At 60.8% G+C, this 12,998-nt stretch carries 17 protein-coding genes; 10 read left to right on the top strand and 7 right to left on the bottom strand.

The genetic code is table 11. From position 1 onward, the window contains the following. Positions 1-101 precede the first annotated feature (101 nt). The gene (locus tag ACSPX5_RS12555; protein WP_169430914.1) at positions 102-560 is read left to right on the top strand and encodes a GNAT family N-acetyltransferase; all 459 of its coding nucleotides are present in this window, start codon (positions 102-104) and stop codon (positions 558-560) included. 5 nt (positions 561-565) lie between these two features. Here the strand turns inward: ACSPX5_RS12555 and ACSPX5_RS12550 are convergent, their stop codons facing one another. After that, positions 566-865, bottom strand: coding sequence for a DUF7693 family protein (locus tag ACSPX5_RS12550; RefSeq protein ID WP_439821816.1), 300 nt, complete (start codon positions 863-865; stop codon positions 566-568). Between the two features lie 158 nt (positions 866-1,023). On the opposite strand from ACSPX5_RS12550, the gene ACSPX5_RS12545 reads away from it, so the two are divergent. Further along, positions 1,024-2,469 carry a SulP family inorganic anion transporter gene (locus ACSPX5_RS12545; protein ID WP_439821815.1) on the top strand — a complete coding sequence of 482 codons (1,446 nt, stop codon included), beginning with the start codon at positions 1,024-1,026 and terminating at the stop codon, positions 2,467-2,469. Positions 2,470-2,488: 19 nt separating this feature from the next. Here ACSPX5_RS12545 and ACSPX5_RS12540 read toward each other — a convergent pair whose 3' ends face one another. After that, positions 2,489-3,007 carry a carboxymuconolactone decarboxylase family protein gene (locus ACSPX5_RS12540; RefSeq protein ID WP_439821814.1) on the bottom strand — a complete coding sequence of 173 codons (519 nt, stop codon included), beginning with the start codon at positions 3,005-3,007 and terminating at the stop codon, positions 2,489-2,491. Positions 3,008-3,142: 135 nt separating this feature from the next. Between ACSPX5_RS12540 and ACSPX5_RS12535 the strand changes: the two genes are divergently transcribed. Beyond that, on the top strand, positions 3,143-3,964 hold the full coding sequence (locus tag ACSPX5_RS12535; protein ID WP_439821813.1) for a cupin domain-containing protein: 822 nt from the start codon (positions 3,143-3,145) through the stop codon (positions 3,962-3,964). Between the two features lie 3 nt (positions 3,965-3,967). Here ACSPX5_RS12535 and ACSPX5_RS12530 read toward each other — a convergent pair whose 3' ends face one another. Next, complete coding sequence (locus tag ACSPX5_RS12530; protein WP_439821812.1) at positions 3,968-4,861, bottom strand: DMT family transporter; 894 nt, start codon at positions 4,859-4,861, stop codon at positions 3,968-3,970. A 91-nt stretch (positions 4,862-4,952) separates the two neighbouring features. Between ACSPX5_RS12530 and ACSPX5_RS12525 the strand changes: the two genes are divergently transcribed. The 3 genes from ACSPX5_RS12525 (at position 4,953) to ACSPX5_RS12515 (ending at position 7,317) form a co-directional block, all read left to right on the top strand. Further along, entirely contained in the window at positions 4,953-6,284 is a 1,332-nt protein-coding gene (locus tag ACSPX5_RS12525) for a PLP-dependent aminotransferase family protein (RefSeq protein ID WP_439821811.1), read from the top strand. A gap of 55 nt (positions 6,285-6,339) precedes the next feature. Continuing rightward, positions 6,340-6,729 (top strand): c-type cytochrome, encoded by a 390-nt coding sequence (locus ACSPX5_RS12520; protein ID WP_169430907.1) that lies wholly within the window; start codon positions 6,340-6,342, stop codon positions 6,727-6,729. A gap of 252 nt (positions 6,730-6,981) precedes the next feature. Further along, the gene (locus ACSPX5_RS12515; RefSeq protein WP_169430906.1) at positions 6,982-7,317 is read left to right on the top strand and encodes a hypothetical protein; all 336 of its coding nucleotides are present in this window, start codon (positions 6,982-6,984) and stop codon (positions 7,315-7,317) included. Between the two features lie 72 nt (positions 7,318-7,389). Here the strand turns inward: ACSPX5_RS12515 and ACSPX5_RS12510 are convergent, their stop codons facing one another. Beyond that, a complete protein-coding gene (locus ACSPX5_RS12510; RefSeq protein ID WP_439821810.1) occupies positions 7,390-7,752 on the bottom strand; it encodes a hypothetical protein in 363 nt (120 codons plus the stop codon). Positions 7,753-7,876: 124 nt separating this feature from the next. Next, positions 7,877-8,446: a chorismate mutase gene (locus tag ACSPX5_RS12505; RefSeq protein ID WP_439821809.1), complete on the bottom strand. Its 570-nt coding sequence runs from the start codon at positions 8,444-8,446 to the stop codon at positions 7,877-7,879. 159 nt (positions 8,447-8,605) lie between these two features. On the opposite strand from ACSPX5_RS12505, the gene ACSPX5_RS12500 reads away from it, so the two are divergent. The 3 genes from ACSPX5_RS12500 to ACSPX5_RS12490 all read left to right on the top strand — a co-directional run bounded on the left by ACSPX5_RS12500 (position 8,606) and on the right by ACSPX5_RS12490 (position 11,539). Beyond that, on the top strand, positions 8,606-9,379 hold the full coding sequence (locus tag ACSPX5_RS12500) for a hypothetical protein (RefSeq protein ID WP_323160196.1): 774 nt from the start codon (positions 8,606-8,608) through the stop codon (positions 9,377-9,379). 163 nt (positions 9,380-9,542) lie between these two features. Then, positions 9,543-10,898 (top strand): MATE family efflux transporter, encoded by a 1,356-nt coding sequence (locus ACSPX5_RS12495; RefSeq protein ID WP_169432668.1) that lies wholly within the window; start codon positions 9,543-9,545, stop codon positions 10,896-10,898. Between the two features lie 83 nt (positions 10,899-10,981). Then, complete coding sequence (locus ACSPX5_RS12490) at positions 10,982-11,539, top strand: YceI family protein (RefSeq protein WP_323160197.1); 558 nt, start codon at positions 10,982-10,984, stop codon at positions 11,537-11,539. A gap of 6 nt (positions 11,540-11,545) precedes the next feature. Here the strand turns inward: ACSPX5_RS12490 and ACSPX5_RS12485 are convergent, their stop codons facing one another. Then, positions 11,546-11,758, bottom strand: coding sequence for a YXWGXW repeat-containing protein (locus tag ACSPX5_RS12485; protein WP_169430901.1), 213 nt, complete (start codon positions 11,756-11,758; stop codon positions 11,546-11,548). A 42-nt stretch (positions 11,759-11,800) separates the two neighbouring features. After that, positions 11,801-12,127 carry a YXWGXW repeat-containing protein gene (locus ACSPX5_RS12480; protein WP_439821808.1) on the bottom strand — a complete coding sequence of 109 codons (327 nt, stop codon included), beginning with the start codon at positions 12,125-12,127 and terminating at the stop codon, positions 11,801-11,803. A gap of 183 nt (positions 12,128-12,310) precedes the next feature. Between ACSPX5_RS12480 and ACSPX5_RS12475 the strand changes: the two genes are divergently transcribed. Beyond that, positions 12,311-12,997, top strand: coding sequence for a GNAT family N-acetyltransferase (locus tag ACSPX5_RS12475; protein WP_169430899.1), 687 nt, complete (start codon positions 12,311-12,313; stop codon positions 12,995-12,997). Position 12,998 lies beyond the last annotated feature (1 nt).

Here is a 12,998-nt window from a genome sequence, read left to right as displayed (position 1 = left end):
TTTCGGATTCGCAATATACAAAACTATATAGCGAATAGGCCAGCGAACTCGCTTCTCAACGCTATGCTGGTTTCAATTTCGATAACCTCAGGAATATGACTATGACCCTTCAGGCACTGCGTGCCACGACGATTCACCTCGACGCGGTGGCGAAGCTGTTCGACGCATATCGCGGTTTTTACGGCCAGCCGTCGAATCTCGAGCAATCGCGGGCCTTCATCGCCGAGCGCATGGCCGGCAATGAATCGGCGATTTTTCTGGTTGAGGATGAAAGCGGGGAGGTGCTGGGATTCGTGCAGCTTTACCCGACGTTCTCTTCGATAGACGCCCACCGGACCTGGCTGCTCAGCGACCTGTTCACCACGCCGGCCGCCCGTGGCCGTGGAGTGGGGCGACTATTGATGAACACCGCCCGCGACTTCGCCGTCGAAACCGGTGCCAAGGGGCTGATGCTGGAAACCGCCACCGACAATTTCACCGCCCAGGGTTTGTACGAGTCGCTCGGTTGGGTTCGCGACACCGGTTATTACACCTACCTGCTGGATCTGCGACAGGGCTGATCCGCTCATTCGGTCCGGGCCAGCAACCGTTCGATCTGCGCCAGTTCCCAGGTGCTGAGCAAGCTGACCGGGTCGGTGCCGAAACGTTGAGTCGTGTCGAGTCGCCACTCACGATCTTCCGGGCACCGGCATTGCAGGCAGTGGTGCAGGCGTTGACCGTCAAAATCGAGCGACAGGTGCCAGCCGTCGATCTCGACCGAGATCTGGCCGGTCTCGGATTCCTGTGCAATACGCCGTAATGCGCAAACGCCCAATGCCGCCTCACGCAAGCGCTGGCAGACTTCGCGGGTGGAAAGCGGTGACATGTTCAGACCCGTTGATCAACGAAGTGCGCAAGCATAGAGCGCCGGGCCGCCCCTGTCAGTGATCGCTGGCCCGCTCCCCGGCATTTGCGTAACATCCGCAACCCTCTTTTTCCGCGAATACAGCGGCCGCCAGTCTCGGCCGCGCTGTCAGGTAAGCCATGAAACCTATTCGTCTGCGCGCCGATGTCCTGGCCGGACTCACCACCTCGTTCGCCCTGTTGCCCGAATGCATTGCGTTTGCGCTGGTGGCTCATCTCAATCCGCTGATGGGCCTGTACGGCGCTTTCATTATTTGCACGTTGACCGCGCTGTTCGGCGGCCGGCCGGGCATGGTCTCCGGAGCGGCCGGTTCGATGGCGGTGGTGATCGTCGCGCTGGTGGTCCAGCACGGTGTGCAGTACCTGCTGGCGACGGTGTTGCTCGGCGGTTTGATCATGATGGCGTTCGGGCTGTTGCGCCTGGGCAAGCTGGTGCGCATGGTGCCGCATCCGGTGATGCTCGGGTTCGTCAACGGTCTGGCGATCATCATTGCGCTGGCGCAACTGGAGCATTTCAAGAGCGGCGAGCAGTGGCTCAGCGGCACGCCGTTGTTCCTGATGACCGGGCTGGTGCTGCTGACCATGGCCATCGTCTACATTCTGCCGCGTCTGACTCGCGCCGTGCCGCCGGCGCTGGTGGCGATCCTCGGCGTCGGCTTGCTGGTTTATCTGCTCGGTCTGCCAACTCGCACCCTCGGTGACATGGCGCACATCGCCGGTGGTCTTCCGAAGTTCGCGCTGCCGGACATCCCGTGGACGCTGGACACCCTGCGCATCATCGCGCCTTACGCCATCCTGATGGCGCTGGTCGGCCTGCTGGAAACCCTGCTGACCCTCAACCTCACCGATGAAATCACCGAAAGCCGTGGTTATCCGGATCGCGAGTGTGTGGCGCTGGGGGCGGCGAACATGGTCTCCGGTGCGTTTGGCGGCATGGGCGGTTGCGCGATGATCGGCCAGACCGTGATCAACCTCAGTTCCGGCGGGCGCGGACGGTTGTCCGGGGTGGTGGCGGGGGTGTTGATCCTGCTGTTCATTCTGTTTCTGTCGCCGCTGATCGAGCGGATTCCGCTGGCGGCGCTGGTGGGGGTGATGTTCGTGGTGTCGCAGCAGACGTTTGCCTGGGCCTCGTTGCGGGTGCTGAACAAAGTGCCGCTCAACGATGTGCTGGTGATCATCGCGGTGACCATCATTACGGTGTTCACCGATCTGGCCACGGCAGTGTTGTGCGGGATCATCATCGCGGCGCTGAATTTTGCCTGGCAGCAAGCGCGCGAGCTGTACGCCGATGAGCATCTGGAAGCGGACGGCAGCAAACTCTATCGCCTGCATGGCACGCTGTTTTTTGCCTCGACCACGCCGTTCCTCAATCAGTTCGACCCGGCCAATGACCCGCAGCGCGTGACACTGGACTGTCGGCACCTGAGCTTTGTCGATTACTCGGCCATCGCCGCACTGAAAACCCTGCGCGAACGCTACGCCAAGGCCGGCAAGCAGTTGCAGGTGTTTCACCTGTCCGAACGTTGCAAGAAATTGCTGAAACGTGCCGGGGTCGATCACGACTGAGATCGACCCCGATCACTGATCAGGCGTCGATGGCCGGGAAATCGATGTCGGTCAGCGCCACGTTGTTGAGGTAGTTGGTCAGGGTTTGCGCGGCGACGGTGGCGATCACTTCGATGATCTTCTTGTCGTCGATGCCGGCAGCGCGGGCGGCGCCGATCTGTTCATCATTCAGGTGACCACGGGTTTGCGTCAGTTGATGGGCGAGGGTGGCGAGGGCATTCAGCCGACCATGACGCGCCTCGATGATTTCCTCTGCGGCCAACCCGGCCTTGCCGGCAAACAAAGTGTGCGCCGCCAGGCAGTAATCGCAGCCGTTGACCTGCGACGTGGCGAGGTACACCGCTTCTTTTTCCTTGGCGCTCAGGGACGTTTTGCCCAGTGTCGCGGAGATTTGCACGTAGGCATCCAGCGCAACCGGCGCGACGGCCAGGGTCTTGAACAGGTTCGGCAGGAAACCGATTTTTTTCTGCACGCCTTCCAGTGTCGGGCGAGTGGCGTCGGTGGCGTTTTCAATGCTGATCGGGGCGATACGGCTCATGGTGATTCTCCGAAGTTCCGGTGCGAAGTGCGCCGGGGATGGAGGTCATGTTATTGAGCGCGACTGGTGTTTTGGATGCAAATCGTCGAGGATATGCGACAGATCGTCCGAAACTGTTGCCCCGGAGTTGCTCTCATGGATCGCTTGTCCACGTTGCTCAGTCACTTCGGCGTGAATGCCGGCACCTTCCACAGCGGTACTTTCTGCGGCATCAGCGCGTACGGCGGCGATCAGATCTGTGGCCATGTGCATCTGTTGCAGGCCGGGCAAGTGCTGCTCAAACCGGGAAATGAACCGGAACTCACCCTCAATGAACCGACGCTGATTTTCTTCCCTCGACCGTTTGCCCACCGATTGTTCGCCGACGAGGCGATGAACACGCAATTGGTGTGCGCCTCGCTGACATTTGACGGCGGCGCGGGCAACGCACTGGCGGCGGCACTGCCGGATTATCTGGTGCTGAAACTTGCCGACCTTCCGGAAATGGCCACTACCCTGGAGTGGCTGTTCAAGGAAGCATTCGACGGTCATTGCGGGCGCGAGGCCGTGATGGATCGGCTGTTCGAATTGCTGGTGATTCTGCTGCTGCGCTACCTCATCAGCAGTCACAATCAGCAGCCGGGCATGATGGCGGGGTTGGCGGATCCGAAGATTGCCCGCGCATTGAGCCTGATGCACGACCAACCGGCCAAAGCCTGGAGCGTCGCCGAACTGGCCGCGACCGCACATTTGTCCCGTGCCGGGTTTGCCGAGCATTTTCGGCGAGTGGTGGGGCAGACGCCGGTGGATTATCTGGTGAGCTGGCGGATCAGCCTCGCGCAGAAACGCCTTCGCGAGGGTCGGCCGATTGCCTTGATTGCCGAAGAGGTTGGTTATGAAAGTCCTTCGGCGCTGGCCCGGGCGTTTCGGCGCAAGACCGGGCTCAGTCCACGGGAGTGGAAAGCGGGAGTGAGCTGAAGATTATCTGGCGAATTTTTTCGCCCCGGCCACGCACAGGATCACCCCCAACGTGACCACCAACATGCCGACACTGACCTGCTCATGCAGCAACGTCGCCGCCAGTGCCAGTCCGAAGAATGGCTGCAACAACTGCAACTGTCCGACCGCCGCAATCCCGCCCTGGGCCAGGCCGCGATACCAGAACACAAAACCGATCAGCATGCTGAACAGCGAAACGTAAGTCAGGCACACCCACGCCGAGACGCTGAAACCGCTGAACGAGGCGGGCGCCCGCCATACGCTGAGCACGGCCATCACCGGCAACGACAACACAAGCGCCCAGCAGATCACCTGCCAGCCGCCGAGGGTGCGTGACAGTTTTGCGCCCTCGGCATAGCCGAGTCCGCAGGCAAGAATCGCCGCCAGCATCAACAGATCCCCGGTGGGCGAGGTGGTCAGTCCCTGGGAAACCGCAAAACCGACCACCAGCGAACTGCCCATCACCGAAAAGACCCAGAACACTGGGCGCGGCCGTTCACCTCCGCGCAGCACGCCAAAAATCGCCGTTGCCAGCGGCAGCAGTCCTACAAACACGATGGAATGCGCCGACGTCACGTATTGCAGCGCGAGGGCGGTCAACAGCGGGAACCCCACGACAACGCCCAGCGCGACAATCAACAGCGACATCCACTGATTCCACGCCGGGCGACGTTCGCGAAACAGCCACAACAGGCACAGCGCCAGCACCCCGGCGAGGGTGGCGCGGATGACGGTGAGAAATACCGGGTCGAATTCCAGCACCGCCAGCCGCGTGGCCGGCAGCGAGCCGCTGAAAATCACGACGCCGATGAAACCATTGATCCAGCCACTGGTTTTTTCCAGGGTTGGCGCGGGCAGATCCGTGGTTCGTTCCATGTTGGGTCATGCTCAAGGGTGGGGTTGCCTGGGGTTCATCCTAGGGTTGAGAATCAGCACAATCAAAGAATTGTCATGGATACATCCCGACATGCCGCGCTCCCGTTACAAGACGCTCGTTGATACCTACGCCGCCGATATTCGCAGCGGTCGCCTGTTACCCGGCACGCGTTTGCCGACCCACCGGCAACTGGCGGCGAGTGAAGGGCTGGCGCTGGTCACGGCCTCGCGGGTGTACGCCGAGCTTGAGGCCATGGGCCTGGTCAGCGGCGAAACCGGCCGGGGCACGTTTGTTCGGGAAACCTCGTTATTGCCGGGGCAGGGGATCGACCAGAAAGACATTGCCGTTGGCATGATCGACCTTAACTTCAACTACCCGTCGCTGCCGGGGCAGGCTGATCTGCTGCGCACTGCTTTGCGGCAATTGGCGCTGTCCGGCGATCTCGAAGCGCTGCTGCGTTATCAACCTCACGCCGGGCGCCAGCATGAAAGGGCCTCGGTTGCCCGGCACTTGCAAGCCCGAGGCCTGAGTGTCGACGCCGAGCAGGTGTTGATCGTCAACGGCGCCCAGCAAGGTCTGGCGGTGACGTTGATGGCACAACTCAATCCCGGCGATGTGATCGCGGCCGATGCGCTGACCTATTCCGGCTTCAAGGTGCTCGCCGATGCGCTGCACTTTGAAGTGGTCGCGCTCCCCGTGACCGAGCACGGGCCGGATCTGGCGGCGCTCGACAAACTCTGTCGCAGTCGCCCGGTGCGTGCCGTGTACAGCATGCCGACCCTGCACAATCCGCTCGGCTGGGTGATGCCTTTGGCGCAGCGCGAACAATTGGTGGCGATTGCACGACAGCATGATCTGACGATCATCGAAGACGCTGCCTACGCCTTTCTGGTCGATAACCCGCCACCACCGCTGGCGGATCTGGCGCCGGAGCGCACGGTGTACGTCTCGGGACTTTCGAAAAACATCGCCACGGGCCTGCGTGTCGGCTTCATCGCCGCGCCGCTGAAAATCGTCCCGGCACTGGAACGCATCATCCGCGCCACCACCTGGAACACACCCGGAGTGATGACCGCGATTGCCTGCGGCTGGCTCGACGACGGCACCGTTACCTGGCTGGAGGCGCAAAAGCGTGCTGACGCCCGGGCCCGTCAGGTGCTGGCCGCGGAAGTCCTGCAAGGCTTGCCGAGCATGGGCCATCCGTCTTCGTATTTCCTGTGGCTGCCGCTGCCGGAAGACGCCCGATCCGATCAGGTGGTGATCGAGCTGATGAAGGCGCAGATTTCGGTCACCAACGCCGAGCCGTTCACCGTGTCGGCCCATGTGCCCCACGCGATCCGGCTGGCGCTGGGCTCGGTGGACATGCTTGTCCTGCGTCAAGCCTTGCTCAAAGTCCGGCAGGTGATCGCGGCTTACCTGTAGCGCAACGCTCCCCGCAGGATTACCCTTGGCGCCGCCGAAGATCTGGATACTCCCGATGAAAAACACCGCGTTACTGCCCCTCGCTCTGATCCTCAGCGCAGGCCTGCTCAGCACAGCCACCTATGCGGCCGGCGACGCCGAGGCCGGCGGCAAAATCTTCCCGCGTCTGTGCGGCGGCTGCCATCAGGTCGGCGAATCCGCCCGCCCGGGATTCGGCCCACAGCTCAACGGCATCATCGGCCGTCCGGCGGGAACGTCGGCGAACTACGTGTACTCCGATGCGATGAAGAACTCTGGCATCACCTGGAACCGCGAAACGCTGACGGCGTATCTGAAGGACCCGAAAGGTGTGGTGCCAGGGACGCGGATGATCTTCTGGGGGCTGAGTGACGAGGAGAAGATCGACAATCTGTTGGCGTATCTTCAGACGTTTCAATCCGAGTAGGACGTCTAGCTCATTCAGCTGCCAGGCTGCCGAAAGAATGGACAAATTGTTCAGGGCTGCCGGCGGCAATTGCCCGTCTGACGACGCGGTTGTGGACCCAACTGAAAACCAATACTTGAAGTGACTCATGAGGCGCTGTGCCGATGGCGCTTCATGAAAAATGTCGTGATTGATACTAATGTGCCACTATCTCCGGTAAAGTGTGCGCCGCCCGAGAGATGGATCCCGGGCGTTTACCCATGGAGTCTTGCAGTGAAATACCTCAGCAAAGTCGTCGCCGCCGCACTGTTCGGTGTGGTTCTGGCAGGTTGCACCGGCACCCCGATGAACACCAAACAATACGACAGCAGCCAGTACACCGTGATTGGCCACAGCGAAGCCACCGCTACCGGTCTGCTGCTGTTCGGCGTGATCCCGATCCGCCAGAACAGCCGTTTCGTCCGCGCACAGGATGCCGCGATCAAAGCCCGCGGCGGCGATGCGATGATCAACACCCAGGTTCAGGAAAACTGGTTCTGGGCATGGGTTCTGACCGGCTACACCACCAAAATCTCCGGTGACGTGGTCAAGCTGAAAACCGCTCAGTAAGCGACGGTTGGATGTGAAAAAGCCCGGCTGATCAGGCCGGGCTTTTCTTTGTCTTGGGAAAGAGCGTTCAGGTCATGCGACGCGACGTTCCAGCAGACGATCCGAACCACCTTCGGCAACGCGGCGTTCTTGCAGACGATCCGAGCCACCTTCAGCTACGCGACGTTCCAGCAGACGATCAGCGCCACCTTCAGCTACGCGACGTTCCAGCAGACGATCCGAGCCACCTTCGGCAACGCGGCGTTCTTGCAGACGATCCGAGCCACCTTCGGCAACGCGACGTTCCAGCAGACGATCAGAACCCCCTTCAGCTACACGGTGTTCGATCAACCGATCCGAACCGCCTTCGGCGATCAGGGTGTGAGCGGGTTTGGCTGCAAAAGCGTTGACTGCAAGAACCGAGAAAGCGATGCCGAGAAGGATTTGGCGTTTCATGATCGTGTGCTCCGGGGTGTTGTTTGTTGGGTATGGAGCCGATCTTACGCCCGGGATTTTTTATGAGAACTTCATTGGCGTGATGGTGACTATCGATGCCGGCGATGGATGCCCAAGCCCCGGTTCACGGGGCGGTTGCCCGGATACATAGCTCGCCGGTGGCGCGAGTCAGGGCCAGTTCGTGCAGTGCATCTTGAGTCAAACCGCTGCGTGCCTTGGCCAGCCATACCGGGCAGTTCGGGTCGTGACGATAGGGCGTGAAGTCGGCGTATTGCTGCAACAGGCGGGATTGCAGCTCATCCAGGCGCGGCCGAATCTGCTTGCCCAGATCCGGACGCGGCGTGTCCGGCGCAGCACCGGCCGCTTGCCACTTTGCGAGCAAACCGTATTGCACCAGTTTGTTGGCTTCCATTTGCGCGGCGATCAATTGCGCGACGTCTTCCGGGTCGAGTTTGCGTTCGGTGGCCAGCGTTCGGGCATTGGCAATGACCTGGGCTTCGCGGGGACTGTCCTGGATCGGCTTACCACTGTCCCATTTGGTCAGGGCGACGAGGTCGCCGATGTTCAGGCGTTCGTTCAGGGTTGCCACCAATGGCTGCAGAGTCTTGGGAGCTGGAGAGGGCGCGGCTGCGCCGGCGATACCGGCACACAGAGACAAAAGAACGACTGCAGATAAACGCAAGGCGCGAGGCATGGGGCATGATCTCAACGGTTATGAACAAGCCTGCGGTTTATCACGGTTATGCAGAAGAGGGCACCTGCAACTTGCATTCAACTCCCTTCGTTGGCGACCGATACAGGCTTGTCTCTATTAATGGCTCGGTGGTGATCTCCGAGAAAAAAAGGAATTTCGATGCTGCGCAATCTGATGTCACTGATGATTTTCTTTGTGTGTTCAACCGCTGTTGCCGAGACGGAGCCGCCCGGTACTGACTCGTTCAATCAATACCTCACGGCATACTGGGACGGACAAGCGTTGTCGAAAGAGCTTCTGTTGATGGCGACCGAAGACTCGCCGGACAAGGCAAAAGCGAAAATTGTGGGTGAAAAAATTCTTGAGAACAAAAACAAGGCTGAACGCTACCTGGCTCAGTCCATCACCGAAGGTAATGCCGCCGCTGCATTTTACAAAGCGCGGATGACAGAGTTCGGCGACCCGATGAATCCCGATCTGCAACAAAAACGTGAGAAGGCCTGCGCCCTCTATGGCGACTCCGCCAGAAAAGGTCTGCTGGTCGGCGCCATCGTTTATGCAAAGTGCAGTGACACGGTTCCCAAGACGCCTCGTTACGACGAGAGCCGGATGCTTTTGCGCAATGTGTTGAACGCCGAGGATGCCTACCTGGGCTATTACCCGTTTGCCGTTAGCCATGCGTACTGTTTCGAGCGCACGGTTGAACCACCCAAGACGGATGAAGATCCATTCGCACGGATAAGATTGTTGGGGCAACCGACGTTGCTTGAAGCGCAACAGGCACGTGCCGAAGGCTTCTATTATCTGGCCGCCGATTACTCGTCCCCTGTCAGCGCTCAATCGCAACAGGATCTGCAGCACGCACTTGAAGCCGGGTGCCAGACAGACGGTTTACGGCTGCAAAAAAAGAGTCAAAACCCGAAGCAGCCATAGCTGGGGGTGAGGGAAAACAATCAGCGATGAGGATGAATCTGTCGAGCCTTGAGGGGCGCAGATGAAAACTTCTGCAATATCCGAGAAGTTCATTGCTCATCGCTCGGAACTCGCCGAAGCTACCCTCAATCTGTTCCTGGCTGTCGAGATGGATCTCCCTGCAATGCAAACCACCGCCCCAACACCGCTCTGGAAAACCTACCTGCTGTTCCTCGCCCCGATGGTGCTGTCGAATTTCCTGCAGTCGATGTCGGGTACGGTCAACAGCATCTACATCGGCCAGATGCTCGGCACTCAGGCGCTGGCGGCGGTGTCGGGAATGTTTCCGATCATCTTTTTCTTCATCGCGCTGGTCATCGGTCTGGGTGCCGGGGCCGGGGTGTTGATCGGGCAGGCGTGGGGCGCGCGCGAGTCGCACATGGTGAAGGCGATCGCCGGGGCGACGCTGTTGCTGGGGGTGTTGATCGGGCTGGTGGCGGCGGTGTTTGGCAGTGTGTTCGCGCGTCAGGCGCTGCAGGGGTTGGGCACGCCGGCTGATGTGCTGGATGACGCGGTGGCCTATGCGCGGGTGATGATGTGGACCTTGCCGTTTGTGCTGGTGTACGTGCTGTTCACTCAGCTGTTGCGCGGGGTGAGCGACACACTGTCACCGATGCTGGCGCTGCTGCTGTCGACCATTGTCGGCCTGGCGCTGACCCCGGCGTTCATTCGCGGCTGGATCGGCTTGCCGCAACTGGGGATCCAGAGCGCGGCGGTTGCAGGTCTGGCCGGCACGCTGACATCGATGGCGTGGCTGTCATGGAGTCTGATTCGCAAGGGCCATCCGCTGGCGCCGGACCGGGAGTTCTTCGCGGCGCTGCGCCTGGACGGCGAGATTCTCGGCAAGGTGTTGCGCATCGGCCTGCCGACCGGGGTGCAGATGATTGTGCTGTCGCTGTCGGAGCTCGTCATTCTGGCGCTGGTCAACCAGCACGGCTCCCAGGCGACGGCGGCCTATGGCGCGGTGACGCAGATCGTCAACTACGTGCAGTTTCCGGCGCTGTCGATTGCGATCACCGCGTCGATCCTCGGTGCCCAGGCAATCGGTGCCGGGCGGCTGGAGCGGATGGGGCCGATCCTGCGCACCGGGCTGTGGATCAACGTGTGCCTGACCGGTGGCTTGATCGTGCTCGGTTATCTGTTGTCGCACTGGCTGCTGGGGCTGTTCCTGACCGAAGACTCGACCCGGGCGATGGCCGAGCACTTGCTGCACATCATGCTGTGGAGCCTGTTGATCTTCGGCTTCCAGGCGATCGTCGGCGGCATCATGCGCGCCAGCGGCACGGTGCTGGTGCCGGTGGCCATCGCGATCATTTGCGTGGTCGGCGTGCAATTGCCGGCGGCGTACTGGCTGGACGGGCAGTTTGGTTTGCAGGGTGTGTGGATGGCGTTTCCGGTAGCGTACCTCGGGATGCTGGTCTTGCAGACGCTGTACTACAAACGGGTCTGGCAGCATCAGAAGATCGAGCGGCTGGTTTGAATGAATAACCGCTGTGGGCGCTGGCATTAGCGTCGGATGTTTGCTTAAGTCAGTCGAGGTCCACCGAGGCACCGGAGCATCCCATGTCGATTCGATTGTTGTTGGCTGCCGTGTGTTGCCTGATCGTCATGCCGGCGGCGCAGGCCGTGGAGTACACCCGGGTCAACACTACCGCCAGCCAGATCAGTTTCACCTACAACCAGATGGGCTCGCGGATGTATGGCACGTTCGGCAAGTTCGACGCGACGCTGGATTTCGACACTGCAAATCTGAGCAACGCCCGCACCACGTTGCATATCGACCTCACCAGCATCGATGCCGGCAGTGAAGACGCCAACACCGAGCTGGTGAAACCCGCATGGTTCGACACGCAAAAATTCCCGGTGGCGGTGTTTGAATCGACCCGTTTCAGCCGGGTCGATGACAACCACTATCTGGTTGCCGGCCAGCTCACGCTCAAAGGCATCACCCATGAAGTCCAAGTGCCGGTGCATGTGAAACCGGACAGCAGCATCGGCATCTTCGACGGTGAACTGGTGCTCAAGCGCGATGCCTTCGGCCTCGGTGCCGGGGAGTGGGCCGACACCGTGGTTTCGAACGACATCGCGATCAAGTTCAAGGTGGTTGCACCGGCCCAGTGAGCGGCCTCAATACGCCCGCCAGTGCCCCGGCACCCAGCGCCATTGGTTGCCGGCCCAGCGGTAATGCCCGGCGACCCAGTGATAACCCGGCGCAGGCATGGCCGGTACGACCTCCACCACCGGCGGTGGGCGATGCGGGCGCACCGGTTCGACGACGCAGCCCGACAGTGTGATTGCCACCAGCGAGGCGGCGAGCAAGGTTTTTATGGTTTTCGACATGATGATTTTCCTGGTGTATGACGTTGGCGGGCTGGCGAGCGATCAACGCACCCAATGACCTTCAATCCAGTACCAGTTCGGCCCGCGCGCCTGCCAGTGGCCCGGTTCCCAGCGTGCGCCGTGGTGACGCACCGGTTGCCAGTGACCGGGCATCCAGACATAACCCCGGCCTTCCCAGCGCCAGTGGCCGCGATCCCATGCATAACCGGGCCGTGGGCCGGGCATCGGTTCCATGCGCATCGGTGGCGGTGCTTCGCGGATGATCATTTCGGGTTGGGCAAACACAGGGGAACTGGCCAGCGTGGCCAGCGTCACCGGCACCAGCAGCAGGGCTTTTCGCCATTTCAACAGGGAACGCAGAACGTTCATGACAACTCCTCAGGGCCTGCGTCGGGAATTGAACGCAGCTGAAGAATTGGACGCCAAATCGGCGAAATATCCGTTCTCGGGCAGATGAAATTTTTGTCAGGCTTGCACAGGGTATGATGTCGCGGTTCGCCGGCCGCTCAACCCGCCCGGCAACTTTTGTTTTACCGCCGGAGTTCACCCGTCATGCCCCGCATCACCCACTACAAATCCCCGTGCCCCGAAGGCGTCAACAGCCAGATCCTGCAAATGGTGGTCGATTACCTGACCGACATCAGCGCCATCGGTCTGGGCCCGAGCAACCTGCTGTACAACGTTTATCAATACGCGGTCGGCTACGAAGTGCATTTGTATCTGGAGGCGCTGAACGGCGAGAAGGGCACCGAAGTGGAACTGCTGGTGGCCACTGATGAGGATGACCCGGAGCAGGTGATCGGCTTCCTGTTGTACTTGCCGGTGCAGGGCGATTGGGAGGCATGCAACGTGGCGTATCTGGCGGTCCGGCAGCCGTACCGCCGTCAGGGTGTGGCCCGGGCTTTGATCGCCGACATGGTGACGCGTTACCCCCATGCCGAGTTGACGTGCAGCGTGGGTAAAGTCCCGTATTTCGAGGCGCTGGGCTTTGAAGTGCTGGGCCAGCTGGAGACTCAGGTGCTGATGAGCACCCGGCATTACCGCAGCAACGGCTTGCGCGGTTTTATCGACACCACGCCGATCTACCGCTCGCTGGAAGTGCAGCAGATTCACACCTACCTCCTGCACAAACATGGCAAACGGGCGATGGTCGATGCCGAAAAACAGCGCGACCGGCACCTGGATCAAGTCACGCGCCACACCGAGGAATTTGTCCGCCAGCGCCTGACCGTGCACTGAT

The sequence above is a fragment of the Pseudomonas sp. HLG18 genome (assembly GCF_051903985.1).
In the GTDB taxonomy this organism is placed as follows: Bacteria; Pseudomonadota; Gammaproteobacteria; order Pseudomonadales; family Pseudomonadaceae; genus Aquipseudomonas; species Aquipseudomonas fluorescens_BT.
Note: the sequence above shows the minus strand (reverse complement) of the source record. Positions and strands in the feature narration are given on the sequence as shown.

What these genes read in the sequence shown, in the direction of transcription:
- ACSPX5_RS12555 (WP_169430914.1), top strand. Translation starts at nt 102, where the DNA reads ATGACCCTTCAGGCACTGCGTGCCACGACGATTCACCTCGACGCGGTG.
- ACSPX5_RS12550 (WP_439821816.1), bottom strand. Translation starts at nt 865, where the DNA reads ATGTCACCGCTTTCCACCCGCGAAGTCTGCCAGCGCTTGCGTGAGGCG.
- ACSPX5_RS12545 (WP_439821815.1), top strand. Translation starts at nt 1,024, where the DNA reads ATGAAACCTATTCGTCTGCGCGCCGATGTCCTGGCCGGACTCACCACC.
- ACSPX5_RS12540 (WP_439821814.1), bottom strand. Translation starts at nt 3,007, where the DNA reads ATGAGCCGTATCGCCCCGATCAGCATTGAAAACGCCACCGACGCCACT.
- ACSPX5_RS12535 (WP_439821813.1), top strand. Translation starts at nt 3,143, where the DNA reads ATGGATCGCTTGTCCACGTTGCTCAGTCACTTCGGCGTGAATGCCGGC.
- ACSPX5_RS12530 (WP_439821812.1), bottom strand. Translation starts at nt 4,861, where the DNA reads ATGGAACGAACCACGGATCTGCCCGCGCCAACCCTGGAAAAAACCAGT.
- ACSPX5_RS12525 (WP_439821811.1), top strand. Translation starts at nt 4,953, where the DNA reads ATGCCGCGCTCCCGTTACAAGACGCTCGTTGATACCTACGCCGCCGAT.
- ACSPX5_RS12520 (WP_169430907.1), top strand. Translation starts at nt 6,340, where the DNA reads ATGAAAAACACCGCGTTACTGCCCCTCGCTCTGATCCTCAGCGCAGGC.
- ACSPX5_RS12510 (WP_439821810.1), bottom strand. Translation starts at nt 7,752, where the DNA reads ATGAAACGCCAAATCCTTCTCGGCATCGCTTTCTCGGTTCTTGCAGTC.
- ACSPX5_RS12505 (WP_439821809.1), bottom strand. Translation starts at nt 8,446, where the DNA reads ATGCCTCGCGCCTTGCGTTTATCTGCAGTCGTTCTTTTGTCTCTGTGT.
- ACSPX5_RS12500 (WP_323160196.1), top strand. Translation starts at nt 8,606, where the DNA reads ATGCTGCGCAATCTGATGTCACTGATGATTTTCTTTGTGTGTTCAACC.
- ACSPX5_RS12495 (WP_169432668.1), top strand. Translation starts at nt 9,543, where the DNA reads ATGCAAACCACCGCCCCAACACCGCTCTGGAAAACCTACCTGCTGTTC.
- ACSPX5_RS12490 (WP_323160197.1), top strand. Translation starts at nt 10,982, where the DNA reads ATGTCGATTCGATTGTTGTTGGCTGCCGTGTGTTGCCTGATCGTCATG.
- ACSPX5_RS12485 (WP_169430901.1), bottom strand. Translation starts at nt 11,758, where the DNA reads ATGTCGAAAACCATAAAAACCTTGCTCGCCGCCTCGCTGGTGGCAATC.
- ACSPX5_RS12480 (WP_439821808.1), bottom strand. Translation starts at nt 12,127, where the DNA reads ATGAACGTTCTGCGTTCCCTGTTGAAATGGCGAAAAGCCCTGCTGCTG.
- ACSPX5_RS12475 (WP_169430899.1), top strand. Translation starts at nt 12,311, where the DNA reads ATGCCCCGCATCACCCACTACAAATCCCCGTGCCCCGAAGGCGTCAAC.